The organism is Pseudoduganella buxea, assembly GCF_009720835.1.
GTDB classification, from domain to species: Bacteria; Pseudomonadota; Gammaproteobacteria; order Burkholderiales; family Burkholderiaceae_D; genus Rugamonas; species Rugamonas buxea.
Window position 1 is genome coordinate 15,997 of record NZ_WNKZ01000049.1, and the last position, 13,377, is coordinate 29,373.

A 13,377-nucleotide genomic window follows, 5' to 3' on the forward strand; every position below is an offset into this window, starting at 1 on the left:
ATGACCACCCAGTCCATCGCCGCCGCTTCCCCCCGCCTGGCCAGCCTCGACGCCTTTCGTGGCTGCGTGATCGCGGCGATGATCTGGGTGAACTATATTGCCGGCATGCCCGGCATCCCCTACTGGCTGGAGCACACGGGGCCGCGCGCGGACGGCATCACCCTGCCCGACATCGTCTTTCCCGGTTTCCTGTTCATCGTCGGCATCGCCATTCCGCTGGCGCTTCACCGGTCTGTCGGCCGCGTCACGCCGGCGCTGCTCGGGCGCCTGGCGTGGCGCGCCGCCAGCCTGATGGTGGCCGGTGTCGTGCTGGCCAATGCGTATCGCTACGATGCCGCCAATGCCCTGCTGCCGCGCGCCCTGTACTTCCTGCTGTTCTATGGCGCCATGATGCTGCTGTGGCGCCAGCGGGAGCAGCAAGGGCCAAACCGGCGGCGCGACTGGAGCTACCCCGCCGGCCTGGCCCTGATGCTGTTCCTGCTGGCGGCGTTCCGGGGCAGTACCGACGCCGAATTCGACAGCGTGTACCTGCAGCCCGGGTGGTGGGGCATCCTCGGCATGATCGGCTGGAGCTACCTGCTGTGCAGCCTGATCTACCTGGCGACGAAAGGCGACGGCACGGCGCTGATGGCGGCGCTGGGCGCGCTGGTGGCGCTGTACCTGGGTGGCATGGCCGGCGCCATGGACTGGCTGCACGCGCCCCTGCGCGCCGTCGTCAACGTGCCGCAGCTGCTGGGGTCCACCGGCGCCAACGTGCTCGCCGGGACCATTGTCGGCTGGCTGTTCCTGCGCGATGCCGCGGCGGACCACGGCTCCCGCATCCGTTTCATGGCCTGGTTCGCGCTCGGCCTGTTCGTGTGCGGCCTGCTGCTGCGGCCCTACCACGGCATCAACAAGATTCAAGCGACGGCATCGTACACCCTCGTGTGCGCCGCCATCGTGCTGGCCCTGTTCCTGTGCTGCTATGTGATGGTGGACGTGTGGGGCTGGCGGCGCTGGACCGTCGCCGTGCTCCCGGCCGGCACGAACGCGCTGTTCGCGTATATCGCGCCGGACCTGTGGGAGCAGTGCGCCGCCGTGCTGCACCTGCCGCGCCTGTGGTGGCCCTTCCTGGAAAGCGGCGGCGCCCCGGGCCTGCTGAATGCGGCCGTCATGACGGCGGCCATGCTGGGGTTGACGGCGCTGGCCAGCCGGATCGGCTTGCGCTTGAAGTTCTAGCGGGTGACGGCCTGCGCATGGGGTCTGTCCCCGGCAGGTGACGGCCTGGGTGCTCGCCTGCGTCTGGGGTCTGTCCCCGGTAAGTGGCGGCTTGGATGCTGGCCTGCGGCTCTGGGATCCGTCCCCGGTAAGTGATGGCTTGGGTGCTTGCTGCGGTGGTATGAGGGGACTGACCCCATTTCTCGCCTGCGCTGTCGAAGTTCGTGCAAAAAAATGGGGTCAGTCCCCTTGTGACGCTAGTGGCAAGCGCGGTGGCTGACACTTAACGGGGACAGACCCCAGTCAGACCTTGATATAGATGCGCCGCCGGTCCAGCCACCAGCCCACCAGCCAGCACGCCAGCATGAACAGCACGGCGAACAGCAGCGACGCCACGTTCGGCGTCGCCAGCGGTGCGAACGCGTTGGCATACAGCCAGTCGTACACGGTGAGCTGGCCCACCCACGTCTTGACCATGACGATGACGGCCACTTCGGACAACAGGTAGATGAACAGCGTGTTCTTGCCGAACACCTCGAAGAAGTAGGTCCACCGGCGCGGCTTTCCTTCTCCGCGCAGTTCGACCAGGTACACCAGCAGCGGCAGGATCAGCAGGTCCAGCCCCACCGTCAGCAGCACATAGGACCCCGTCCACAGCTTCTTGTTGACGGGCAGCACGCCGCTCCAGCACAAGGCGACGGCGACGCACACGACGCCGGCCATCATCAGCCTGGCCAGCACTTCCCACGTGGCGCCTTTCGCCAGCAGCATGCGCCCGGCAAAGTAACCGGAGATGACGTTGACGGTGGCGGGCATCGTGCCCAGCAGGCCTTCCGGATCGAAGGGAATGCCTTCGCCGCGGTACACGTGCCGCTCTCCCAGCAGCAGCAGGTCGACCTTGCCGGCCGCGTTCCCCGCCAGGGTCAGGTCGCCCCACAGCGCCAGCACCAGCCAGTGGCCCAGCAGCGCCAGCACCGCGAAGACGATGCCGCCCCGCTCCCGGCCGAAATGCAGCACCAGGGCCGCGATGCCGAAGCACAGGCCGATGCGCTGCAGCACGCCGGGGATGCGCGTGTCCGCCAGCGGCAGCAGGTGGAAGCCCCCCTGCCCATCCGGGCCGAAGAACGGGAACCAGTACAGCAGGAAGCCGAGCAGGAAGATCAGCGCGCTGCGCCGGGCGACCTTCGCCACCACGGCGCCGTCACCCAGCGCCGCGTACTTCGGCAGCGCGAAGGCCAGCGCGTTGCCGACGACGAAAAGGAAGGTGGGGAAGACCCAGTCGGTGGGCGTGAAGCCATGCCAATTTGCGTGCAGCAGCGGGGCGAACACGTGGCTCCAGCTGCCAGGCGTGTTCACGACGATCATCAGCGCCACCGTCAGGCCGCGCAGCACGTCCAGGGAGAGAAAGCGCGACTGCTTGAGGGAAGGGGCCGTCAACGCCGCACCGCCTTCGTGATCTCGGCGTCGATGGCACGCCAGTAGGCGCCGGCCGGCACGCCCGGCATCGTGCTGCAGGTGGCATCGGCGCCCTGCACGGCTTTCGCGCACGGCACGTCGCGGTCCACCGACCAGTAATGCAGCCCGGCCAGGCCCATCTCGCGCACGCCGGCCGCCACGGTGGCCGCGTCCTGCACCGTGAAGACATTCTCGACGACGTCGTTCACGCCGATCATCGGCGTCAGTTCAATCTGCCGGAACGGCACCTTGTATTTCTCGTGCACGTTGCGGGCCGCCTGCAGGGCCGAGGCGCCCATGTCGCACCGTTCGCCGCGCAGCACGCACACCTTGCGCGAGGCCGGTCCGTAGTCCATCACCATCAGGTTCAATACGTAGTCGCGCACGCCGCTGGCGCGCACGGCCGCCAGCACCCGTTCGGCCATGTCGTTCAGGCTGGCCTTGCTGCCGTCCGAGGCCGCGTGCGTGGCGACGGTGAAGCTGAAACGCAGTTGCGGATGCTTGCGCTGGGCCGTGGCGATGCGGTCCGTCAGCGCGCGGATCTGGGCCGGGGTCTGTTCCGCCTCGATATCGAAATCGAAGCCGATCAGCTGGGGCGAGGCGTAGCGGGCGATGAAGGCCTCCATGCCGGCATCGGTTGCGCACGTGAACACGCCGCCCTGCCCGCCCGTGGAGACGATGTAGGGCACGTCGGCGCGGGCGAAGGAGCGCACGTTGGCGTCCGCCACGGCCTTGCCGGGCCGGCCGCCCCACGTTTCGGCGCCGCACTCGCCGATGGCGAAGGCCCACGTCAGCGCGCGGGGCCGGTCGGGATGCTCCAGGTAGGCCTCCGGTTTGGCCGGAGAAGCGCCGGCCGGGGCGACGGTAATGACGTCGCTGTCATGCGAGCGATGCTGCGGCAGGTGCTTGTAGGGGCTGACGACGAAGGCTGGCGTGGCCTGGCTGGCGGTGGCCACCAGCAACGCGGCCAGTAGATAAGGGATATGACGCATGGCGGTCTCCAAATGGAAAAAGGCAGGGCCGGGAAAATCCCGCCCTGCCCGTGCTGCTTCAGCTGCGCTTAGATCTTGCCGCGCACGCCGAAGAAGATCTGCTTGCCGTTCTTGTAGAAGGCGCGTGGCTGGTCTTTCGTCGAGGCGTAGGACTTCAACAGCGGATCGTTCAGGTCCTTGCCTTCCAGCGACAGGGTCAGGTTCTCCGTCAGGTTGTAGTTGACCGAGGCGGACACGGTCGACACGTCGTCCTGGTAGATGGCGCTGTTGCGGTCCAGGCCATTCAGGAAGGCCGAACGGAAGCTGTAGTTCACGCGGGCGCTGAAGCGGTCGTTCTCGAAGAACACGCTGGCGTTATACGAGTTCTTCGACGTGCCGATCATGCTGCAGTCGCCCAGGTCGGCGCAGGCCGACTTCGGTGCCTTGGCACGTTCCTCGCCGTCCGCATACGTGTAGTTGGCATTGAAGCCGAAGCCATTGCCCAGGTCCTGCACATACTGCAGCTCGATACCGCGCACCCGTGCCTTGGTGTTCAGCGCCGCGCTCATGTTGTAGGTCGTGACGGTCTTGGTCGAGTTGTTGAAGAACTGCGCCGTCGACGCGCCGTACGTGACATACGACCCCATGTTCATGTTGTAGATGTTCGCGCCCAGCAGCGACTTGGGCATGAAGTACCACTCGGCGCCCACGTCGAGGTTGTTCGACATGATGGGCTTCAGGTTCGGATTGCCGCCCGAGCCGGAGAACGTCAGGTCGTTCAGCGACAAGGCACCCAGGGCGCCGAAGTCCGGCCGTGCGAGGGTGCGGCTGGCGGCGGCGCGCAGCACGACGTTCTGGCCGACGTTCGTCTTCAGGTTGATACTGGGCAGGAAGTCGTTGTAGGTGTTGGACGAGCGCACCGGGTTCCACACGTCGTTCGGCGAGCCGTTGGCCACGTCGATTTCCGTGCGCACGAAGCGCACGCCGAAGTTACCCTGCACGCGGCCCAGGTCCAGGTCGCCCATCACGTAGGCGGCGGTGGCCTTCTCGCGGATCTGGAATTCGCTCTGATAGGCGTGCTGGTTGAACGAGACATAGGTGTCGCCCCACTCCTTCATCGACTCCGGCGTGAAGGTCCATGGGCGCTGCAGCACATTGTCCAGTGGGCTGGTCGGATAGTTGGTCAGCCCTTTCGGACGGTTCGCCAGCAGGCCGCCGGCCGGCGCGATGGTGCCCTGCAGCCAGGTCAGGTCGCGGTCATGCTTGGCCGCGCGCACGCCGAAGTAGACGGTCGGCACGGCACCCCATGGGGCCTGCCACGTGCCGTCCACCTGGCCGTAGGTTTCCTTGTCCTCGGCCTTGACGTCCGAAGCCCAGCCGCCGAAGAAGTCGGCGCCCGTGCGCGGGTTGAAGGTGCCGGCGTTGTCGACGGTGACGGTGGCCGGTGCGGAAAGGCCGTGCATCGTCAGGCTGTTGCCGGCGTAGGCCAGCCAGGCTTCGTAACCGTAGTCGCGGGCATAACCGGTGCCGCGCGTGCTGCCGACCTGGCCCTTGAAACTGAGGCTGCTGTTGGCGCGCCATTGCCAGTCCAGGTTCAGGAACTTCGAATCCGAATAGGAGCCGGGACGGGCGATGATGTCCTGTACCGACGGTCCCATGTTGGCGCAGTTCAGGCCCGTCGGGCAGGCCGACGGGAAGGTGATCGACGTGATCTGGTTGCCGGCGATGGTGTAGTTCGACGGCACCACGCCGCCCACGCCGGACCAGTTGTTCGACAGGGGCTGGTATGGCGCCAGCATGAAGTTGGCGTTGATGTTGTCCGCATCCAGGCGCGTGTAGAAGCCGTTGATGTCGAAGCTGAAGTCCTTGTTGACCTTGAACTGCACGTCGATCATGCCGCCCTTGCGCTCGCGCTCCTGCTGGAACAGGGTGGAACCGGTCAGCAGCGACAGGTATTTGCCTTCCACTTCGGGATTGGCGCGAATCCAGTCTGGCGCGGTGCCCGGCGTGACCTTGTCCCACCACAGGAATTCCTGGCCCATGCGGCGCAGGGTGCGCTTCTCGTCGAACAGCTGGACCAGCACGCCCATATTGTTCGCTTCGTTTTTCCAGTTGGCCAGCGCGGAGAACTGCGCGTCCGTCTTCTTCGCGCCTTCGCTGTACACGCCTTCGATGGAGCCCATCAGGGTGAACGGCTTCTTGAAGTTCAGGGGTTTGCGCGTTTCGATATCGACGTTGCCGGCGGCGCCGCCTTCGATCAGGTTGGCCTGGGAGCTCTTGTGGACGGTAACGCGGCCGATCAGCTCGGACGGGAACATCGAGTAGCTGACGGAGCGGCCGCCGCCCGTGATGTTGGAGATGTACCAGTCGCCGGAGGAGACGGTATGGCCGTTCAGGGTGGTCAGCGTGAGGTTCGAGGGGGTGCCCTTCAGGCTGACGCGGTCGTTTTCACCGAAGCCGCCTTCGGCGCCGCCGGCGGTGGCGACGGAGACGCCCGGTACCCGCTGCAGCGAGTCGGCCACGCTCTTGTCGGGCATCTTGCCCACGTCTTCGGCCGTGATCACTTCGACCAGCGAATCCGAGTTGCGTTTCTGGTTCAGCGACTGCTCCAGCGCCGCGCGCACGCCCGTCACGGTGACGACGGTCATATCCTTGGACTGGTCGCCAGCTTGCTGGGCATGGGCGATGCCGCCGCTGGTGATCAGGATGGCGACCGCGGTCGCGATCGGTGTCAAATTGCGCTTCATGTACTCCCCCTTGATGTGGGCCTTGAAGGAAGGCCCGTCCCGTTTCTGGTTACTTTGGTCTCTCGCTTGGTGTTCCCTTGCCGCCCTTGCCAGCGCCGGCGTTGGCTGCCGGCATCTCTACTGCAATGCTAGGAAACCAATTCAGCGCCAATATACCTCCACCCAATACCAGAACACTACCAATTTCCGTATTTTTTTCGCATGTTGTATTGAAAATACATACCACTTTGTCGCGTAATGGCAGCAGATAGCGCTACCGCAAGGGCGTGCACTGGGAAAGAGGTATGGCGCATTGATGCAGACCGGTGACGTATGGTCTTTTTTTGGTATTATCGACGCCGCATTTCCACACAGATGAGCGCCCTCGTCCGGGGGCCGGCACAGGGAGAGAGAATGAGTTCGCTGGCAGAAATCATGCGAAGCATGGAGCAGACCAGTTTGCCCCTGTACCAGCAGTTGCAGCGGGCCCTGCGCGAGGCCATCGACAAGCGCGTCTTCGGCCCGGAGGAAGCGCTGCCGGCCGAACGCCAGCTGGCGGCGGACCTGTCGATCTCCCGCATCACGGTGCGCAAGGCCATCGACGGCCTGGTCGACGAAGGCCTGCTGGTGCGCCGGCCCGGCTCGGGCAATTTCATCAACACCCGCATCGAGAAGAATTTCGCCAAGCTCACCTCGTTTTCGGAGGACATGCGGGCGCGCGGGCGCACGCCGAAAAGCGTGTGGCTGAAGCGCTCGGAAGGCACCGTGACGCCGGAAGAAGCGCTGCGCCTGCGGCTCTCGCCGGGTGCCCCGGTCTACCGCTTCAACCGCATCCGCTACGCCGACGACATGCCGATGTGCCTGGAGTACGCCACCATCGTCGCCGGGGCCCTCCCCTCGCTCGACGCCGTCAACGTGTCGATGTACGAGGCGCTGGAAAAGTCAGGCAACCGCCCCGTGCGCGCCCTGCAGCGCCTATCGGCCCTGCTGCTGAACGCGGAACAGGCCCAGCTCCTGCAGGCGCAGCAGGGCGACGCCGGCCTGGCCGTCGAACGCCTCGGCTTCCTGCGCGACGGCCGCGCCGTGGAGTTCTGCCGGTCGATCTTCCGGGGGGATATGTACGATTTCGTGGCGGAGTTGAGTACGCCGTAACTGGCGACCTGTCGGTATCGGGTTCGACCTGGGACAACACCAGCAACGGCGATTCGTCGTGTCCCGATGCGGCTGGTCGTCGTGTGTCGGCCGACTGTCGTGGCGGCGGGCTTGAAATGGAAAGGCTCTGGCACACGTCGATCTGCTGCAGCAGGCCATTGGCCAGGTAGCGGGGAATCGTGCCGCCACGTTCCTGAGATGGCCTATGACAGCTTGACGATGCAGGCGACCGGGCGGCTCGTGCCGTGGGCGGCCGACAAGCGCTTCGATGCGGCGAAGGGTCTTCGGCTGCTCGCCGATTCCGCCGTGAAGAAGGTCGGTACTGTCGGCGCAGGCAGTGCCTCCCTGCTGCCGACGCTCGTCGTGTTCGAGAAAGCCGGGTTGCTGGAGAAAGCCGAGGCGCTGGGGAGCGGCAGCAAGTCCATGCAGGATGCGATCGAGGCGGTCCAGCGGGGCAAGGCCCAGGTGGCGATCCTGTCGGATGACACCGCGCTTGCAGGGTCGATGAAAGGCGTCGGCAACTACTACCTGATTCCCGAGAACGTCTACCAGAACGAATTACCGGGCCACGCCGCCGTCGTGACGTCCCATGGCGCGGGCAAGCCTTAGGCAAGCCGCTTCATTCAATTCCTCAAGGCGCCGCAGGCCCAGGCGATCCTCGTACCCGGGGGCATCATGAAGCCTGCGCCGGGCAGCGTGGATGTGAGATAGGGGTAAGGCAGGCACCGCGCTCCGGCATCGGACGTGCGCCAGCTCCGCCCCGATGCCGCCGCGCCGACGCCAGCCTTACTTGCCCTTGCCCGTATCCCCAGCCACCACCACCGCCAGCTTGCTCGGATCGACATGCCGCCGGAACGCGGCGTTGACCTGCTCCACCGTCAGCCGCTGCAGCTTCTGCTCGTGCTGCTTGCTCCATTCGAAGGTGCGGTCCAGGTAGAGGAAATTGGTCCAGGCGCCCGCCACCACGTCGTCCTTCGAGCGGTTCTGCAGGCGTTGCTGCAGCAGGCCCGATTTGGCGCCGGCCACTTCGGCGGCCGTGAAGCCTTCCTTGACGGCGCGGGCCAGTTCCTCGCGCACGGCCGCTTCCAGCTTCGGCAGGTTCTGGGGCGCGGCAATGGCGCTGATCGAGAAGTGCGCGGCGCGGTCGATGTCGCCCACGTAGAGCGACGAACCGCCACCGTAGGACAGGCCGTCCTTCTGGCGGATGCGGTCCATCAGGCGCGACTTCAGGCCGCCGTCGCCGAAGATGAAGTTGGCCAGTTCCAGCGCCGGGTGGTCGGCGTCGTCGCTGCGCAGGTCCAGGTTCACGCGCGCCGTATAGAAGCCGTTCTCCTTGTCCGGGGTGACGATGACCTTGCGCACGGCCGGCTTGTCGGCGTTTTCGTCCGGGATGCGGGCGTAGTTGGCCTTCGTCTCCCAGTCGCCCAAGGTCTCGGCCACGGCCTTCGTGGCGGCATCCTTGTCGAAGTCGCCGACGATGGCCAGCTCGCCATGCGAGGCGCCATAGAATTCGCGGTGGTAGGCCTTGATATCGTCCAGCTTCAGGGCCTTGATACCTTCGAGCTGCTCGTCGACCGTCATCACGTGGCGCGGGTCGCCCTTCGGCCACTTGTCGAAGTATTCGTCCAGCGCCTGGCTGGCCAGCGCGGGCGGCTCGTTGCGGTTGGCCTCGATGCCGACGATCCACTGCTGGCGCATCTGTTCGAATTCGGACTCGGGGAAGCTGGGTTCCTTCAGCACGTGGGCCATCAGGCGCAGCGCGCCGTCCAGGTGTTCGCGCGTCGTGTCGAACCGGTACAGGCCACCGGACATCTTCAGCTTCGACATCGCATCGGCCAGTTGCGCGCGGGTGTACCTGCTGGTGCCGCGCGTGAGCATCTCGCCCGTGGCGGCCGAAACGAGCGCCTTGCCGAACTGGTTCTTCTCGTCGCCCCAGTGCAGGCGCAGGTTGACGGAGACGGCCTCGCCCCGGTTCTTCTTCGGCAGCAGGGCCGCCTTCAGGGCGCCGATTTTCTTCAGCTCCGTGCGCGCCATGATGTTGTCCTGGCTCGGCTCGAAGTTTTCGGAAGTCAGCGTGCTTTCGCGCGGCTTGTAGTCCTTGAGTATCTCCGCCGGTGCGGGCGCGTCGCCGATGACGGCGCGCTGCGGCGCATCGTCCGGCAGGAACAGGCCGACGGTGCGGTTGTCGCGCTTGAAGTAGCGCCCCGCGGCCTCCGCCACCTGCTTCGACGTGATGGCGGGCAGGTTGTCGCGGCCCTGGAACAGCAGGCGCCAGTCGCCCAGCGCGATCTGTTCGGACAGCGCCACGCCAACCTGCTGCGGATCGTTAAGTGCCTTCTCGATGCCGTTGGCGAAGGTGCGCTGGGTGCGTTCCATTTCTTCCGGCGTGGGCGGCTGCTTGGCGAAGCCCTCGACCGCCTCGATCAGCGCGTCGCGCACCGGTTCGACCGGCTGGCCCGCCTTGACGACGGCGCCGAACAGCTGCAGGCCGGGCGCGTAGCCGGTCTGGCCGTAGCTGAACACCTGGGCCGCCTTGCCCGTCTCGACCAGCAGCTTGTGCAGGCGTCCGTTCGGCTGGTCGCCTTCGATCTGGCTCATGAAGGACAGCGGGTCGGCGTCCGCATGCAGGCCGGAAGGCACCTTGTAGCCCAGCATGACGATCTGCACGTCGCCCTTGCGGCGCACGGTGAACTGGCGGTCGCCGTCCTGCACCGGCTCGACCGTCCAGAAAGGCGGCAGCTTGCGCTTCGGTTTCGGGATGGCGCCGAAGGTCTTGCCGATCCAGGCCAGCGTCTGGGCCGGATCGAACTTGCCGGCCACCAGCAGCACGGCGTTGTCCGGCTGGTACCACGTGCGGTAGAAGGCCTGCAGGTTCTCGATGCGTACGTTCTCGATGTCGCTGCGGTTGCCGATGGTGGAACGGCCGTAACTGTGCCAGTCGTAGGCCACGCTTTCCATGCGCTTCATCAGCACGGAAAACGGGCTGTTCTCGCCGCTTTCGTATTCGTTGCGCACCACCGTCATCTCGGAGGCCAGGTCCTTGGCGGCGATGAAGGACTTCGTCATGCGCTCTGCCTCCATCGACAGGGCCCACTGAAGGTTGTCGCCGCCGGCCGGGAACACCTCGTAGTAATTGGTGCGGTCCATCGACGTGGTGCCGTTGAAGTCCATGCCCCGTTCGGCGAACTGCTGGGGGATATTGCGGTTCTTCGGCGCGCCCTTGAACATCAGGTGTTCCAGCAGGTGGGCCATGCCCGTCTCGCCGTAGTTCTCGTGGCGCGATCCCACCAGGTAGGTGACGTTGACGGTGACGGTGGGTTTCGACGAATCGGGGAACAGCAGCACCTTCAGGCCGTTGGCCAGGCGGTACTCGGTGATGCCTTCGATGGACGGTCCCTTGACGACGCCGGCCGGCAGCGCAGGGGCGGCGATGGACGCGGAGACGGTGAAGGAAACGGTAAGTGAGAAGCAGGACAGCAGCAGCACCGCCTTGACGCGATGTGGGAGCGCGGGCGGAAACGAATTCGTACGTGGATTCATCGGTGGGGCAGTCGCGTTGGCAAAACCCTATCCTACGCCATTGCGGGGCCCCGGGGAACTGTCAGCGCTTGTCGGCGGGGAGTTCGACGTGGCAGGCTTCGACCATCTGCAGCTTGTTGTCCGTGGCGAACTGGCGCACGAAGTGATAGGCCATCGGCTCGATCTCCTTCAGGCTTTCGTTGACGACGACGGCCTTGACGCCATTGGTCATCGTGGGACGCACCAGGGGCGAGTACTGCAGGTGGGCGTTGCGCCCGCCCGTGCCGGGTGGCCGGAAGCAGGACATCACCCCGCACAGGCGTTCGGCCCAGTCGCTGGGGCGGAACTGCTTGCCGTCGGTGGTAAGACCAAGAATGAAGAACTCGCTGGCCATAGGCATGAACTAGGGTACGTGGAGGAAGCCCAGGTATTATATCTTATAGAAGACCTGAGCGCCGGGTCGGCGGATGCTGGCGTGAAACAAAACTACCCCGCCCGCTGCCGGGAGCGACTGCCCACCGCATTGTAAGCGGCTTCGCCGGGCAGCGCCGCGCGACGCGCCCGGTGTGCCGACAGGTCAGCCCAGGTACACCGCCCCGGACAGCAGCAACAGCAGCAGCATCCACAGCAGCAGCGCGCGCCAGACCAGGCCCACGGTGCTTTGCAGCGCGCGGATGGACGGTTCGTCGCCGGGCAGCGATTCGACTTCGACGTCGCTGATGTCGACCGTGCCGGCATCGGCCGGGACCACCTTGACGGCGTTCTCCAGCGGCGTGCCGAGGCGCACGCCCATGGCGCCGCCACCGGCGGCCAGGATGATGCCGATGGCTTCGTCGCGCCAGCGGTGGGCGAAATTGCGCCAGGCGTAGATGGCGTCCTCGAAGTTGCCGACGATGGCGAAGGCCACGGCCGTCAGGCGGGCGGGAATCCAGTCGATCCAGTAGAAGGCGCGCGCGGCGAACAGGCCGAAGGCTTCGTTCTTCATGTGTTCCGGTTCGTTCCACGCACGCGCCAGGTATTCGGCCACGCGGTACATGACGGCGGCGGCCGGGCCGAGCGGCATCAGGAACCAGAAGAACACGCCGAACACGTTGCGGTGCGTCGTGATCAATGCCTTCTCGACGGCGATGCGGGAGATCTCCGACACTTCCATGCCTACCGTATCGAGCTTGGTCCATTCGGCCAGCAGCGCGCGCGCGGCCGGCTCGTCGCCCGCGTTCAGGGCCAGCTGGATCGACGTGAAGTAATGGCTGTAATGGCGAAAGCCCAGGGTCAGGTAGACGATCAGCACATTCCATGCAAAGGCACCCAGGATCAGGTCATAGCGCAGCAGCACCCAGTAGATCAGCGCCGTCGGGATGATCAGGGCCGCCATCATCAGGAACCAGCCGATGCGGCCGTGGCTGGGGTGACCGGCGTTGAACCACGTTTCCATGCGCACCGCGAGACTCTTGATCTCGGCGTAGATGGGATTATCCGCGCGCAGTGGCTTCATCTGCTCGAGCAGCAATGCGCAGAGAATGGAAAGAAATGTCATCTAGGTCCTTTGGATAGCGATACCGCAATGTGCGCTACGATAGCCTAAGCGCGCAAGAAATGAAACAGGTTGCGCAGCATGCCGGCAGTGGCGCCCCAGATGAAGTAGTCCTCGTACGGCATGGTGTAAAAGCTGCGGCGGCCGGCCGCCGTCTGCACCGAGCGGCGCTGGTGGTTGGCGCCGTCCATCAGGAAGGCCAGCGGCACTTCGAAGATGTCGGCCACCTCGAAGGGGTCGGCCTTCAGTTCGAAGGGCGGCGCCACCAGGGCCACGACGGGCGTGACGCTGTACCCGGTGCCCGTGTAATACAGGGGCAACGTGCCCAGCACGTCGATATGGCGGCGGTGCAGGCCGATTTCCTCCTCCGTTTCGCGCAGCGCCGTGTCGATGGCGTGGGCATCGAAATGCTCGGCGCGCCCGCCCGGGAACGCAACCTGGCCCGCATGGTCGTTCAGGTGCGCCGTGCGCAGCGTCAGCAGCAGCGACAGGCCATGCAGCCTTTGCACCAGCGGCACCAGCACGGAGGCCGGCGTGGGGTCGAGCCGCGCCGACGGGGCTTCATCCAGGGTTTCGGGTGTCCACGCCGGCTGCAGGGCGAAACGCTCGCGCAGGAAGGGCGGCGTCAGGCGCGACGGCGGCACGGCCGCTTCGCCGGCAAGTTCATCGACAGGCAGGGTCTTGGGATCGAACTGGGGTTTGGCCAACGGGTTCTCCAGGCGGGTTGCAACGAGCGGATCGATGCGAGTTGGGGACGCCTGCCCTGATTGCAATGCAGGGCCGCAATAAAAAAGGGCGCCTTGCGGCGCCCTTCTTCCGAAGA

The 13,377-nt window shown here is 65.7% G+C and carries 10 protein-coding genes; 3 read left to right on the plus strand and 7 right to left on the minus strand.

Going from position 1 to position 13,377, the window contains the following annotated elements; translation table 11 throughout:
* Positions 1–1,218, plus strand: coding sequence for a DUF5009 domain-containing protein (locus GM672_RS16605; RefSeq protein ID WP_155471652.1), 1,218 nt, complete (start codon positions 1–3; stop codon positions 1,216–1,218).
* Positions 1,219–1,500: 282 nt separating this feature from the next.
* On the opposite strand, the gene GM672_RS16610 is transcribed toward GM672_RS16605, so the two are convergent.
* From GM672_RS16610 to GM672_RS16620, 3 genes are all read right to left on the minus strand, one after another.
* On the minus strand, positions 1,501–2,634 hold the full coding sequence (locus GM672_RS16610) for an acyltransferase family protein (RefSeq protein WP_229417782.1): 1,134 nt from the start codon (positions 2,632–2,634) through the stop codon (positions 1,501–1,503).
* Positions 2,631–3,644, minus strand: coding sequence for a glycoside hydrolase family 18 protein (locus tag GM672_RS16615; RefSeq protein ID WP_155471653.1), 1,014 nt, complete (start codon positions 3,642–3,644; stop codon positions 2,631–2,633). The genes GM672_RS16610 and GM672_RS16615 overlap by 4 nt, the downstream gene beginning before the upstream one ends.
* Positions 3,645–3,712: 68 nt before the next feature.
* Positions 3,713–6,370, minus strand: coding sequence for a TonB-dependent receptor (locus tag GM672_RS16620; protein ID WP_155471654.1), 2,658 nt, complete (start codon positions 6,368–6,370; stop codon positions 3,713–3,715).
* 393 nt (positions 6,371–6,763) lie between these two features.
* Between GM672_RS16620 and GM672_RS16625 the strand changes: the two genes are divergently transcribed.
* Both GM672_RS16625 and GM672_RS16630 read left to right on the plus strand, forming a co-directional pair.
* On the plus strand, positions 6,764–7,501 hold the full coding sequence (locus GM672_RS16625; protein ID WP_155471655.1) for a GntR family transcriptional regulator: 738 nt from the start codon (positions 6,764–6,766) through the stop codon (positions 7,499–7,501).
* 198 nt (positions 7,502–7,699) lie between these two features.
* Positions 7,700–8,110, plus strand: coding sequence for a type 2 periplasmic-binding domain-containing protein (locus tag GM672_RS16630; RefSeq protein WP_155471656.1), 411 nt, complete (start codon positions 7,700–7,702; stop codon positions 8,108–8,110).
* 177 nt (positions 8,111–8,287) lie between these two features.
* On the opposite strand, the gene GM672_RS16635 is transcribed toward GM672_RS16630, so the two are convergent.
* From GM672_RS16635 to GM672_RS16650, 4 genes are all read right to left on the minus strand, one after another.
* Positions 8,288–11,041 carry a M16 family metallopeptidase gene (locus tag GM672_RS16635; RefSeq protein WP_155471657.1) on the minus strand — a complete coding sequence of 918 codons (2,754 nt, stop codon included), beginning with the start codon at positions 11,039–11,041 and terminating at the stop codon, positions 8,288–8,290.
* A 61-nt stretch (positions 11,042–11,102) separates the two neighbouring features.
* Positions 11,103–11,420: a DUF3579 domain-containing protein gene (locus tag GM672_RS16640; RefSeq protein ID WP_155471658.1), complete on the minus strand. Its 318-nt coding sequence runs from the start codon at positions 11,418–11,420 to the stop codon at positions 11,103–11,105.
* 177 nt (positions 11,421–11,597) lie between these two features.
* A complete protein-coding gene (locus tag GM672_RS16645) occupies positions 11,598–12,557 on the minus strand; it encodes a CobD/CbiB family protein (RefSeq protein WP_155471659.1) in 960 nt (319 codons plus the stop codon).
* 44 nt (positions 12,558–12,601) lie between these two features.
* Positions 12,602–13,261 carry a CoA pyrophosphatase gene (locus GM672_RS16650; protein WP_155471660.1) on the minus strand — a complete coding sequence of 220 codons (660 nt, stop codon included), beginning with the start codon at positions 13,259–13,261 and terminating at the stop codon, positions 12,602–12,604.
* Positions 13,262–13,377 lie beyond the last annotated feature (116 nt).

What these genes read in the sequence shown, in the direction of transcription:
- GM672_RS16635 (WP_155471657.1), bottom strand. Translation starts at nt 11,041, where the DNA reads ATGAATCCACGTACGAATTCGTTTCCGCCCGCGCTCCCACATCGCGTC.
- GM672_RS16605 (WP_155471652.1), top strand. Translation starts at nt 1, where the DNA reads ATGACCACCCAGTCCATCGCCGCCGCTTCCCCCCGCCTGGCCAGCCTC.
- GM672_RS16625 (WP_155471655.1), top strand. Translation starts at nt 6,764, where the DNA reads ATGAGTTCGCTGGCAGAAATCATGCGAAGCATGGAGCAGACCAGTTTG.
- GM672_RS16620 (WP_155471654.1), bottom strand. Translation starts at nt 6,370, where the DNA reads ATGAAGCGCAATTTGACACCGATCGCGACCGCGGTCGCCATCCTGATC.
- GM672_RS16640 (WP_155471658.1), bottom strand. Translation starts at nt 11,420, where the DNA reads ATGCCTATGGCCAGCGAGTTCTTCATTCTTGGTCTTACCACCGACGGC.
- GM672_RS16630 (WP_155471656.1), top strand. Translation starts at nt 7,700, where the DNA reads ATGGCCTATGACAGCTTGACGATGCAGGCGACCGGGCGGCTCGTGCCG.
- GM672_RS16645 (WP_155471659.1), bottom strand. Translation starts at nt 12,557, where the DNA reads ATGACATTTCTTTCCATTCTCTGCGCATTGCTGCTCGAGCAGATGAAG.
- GM672_RS16615 (WP_155471653.1), bottom strand. Translation starts at nt 3,644, where the DNA reads ATGCGTCATATCCCTTATCTACTGGCCGCGTTGCTGGTGGCCACCGCC.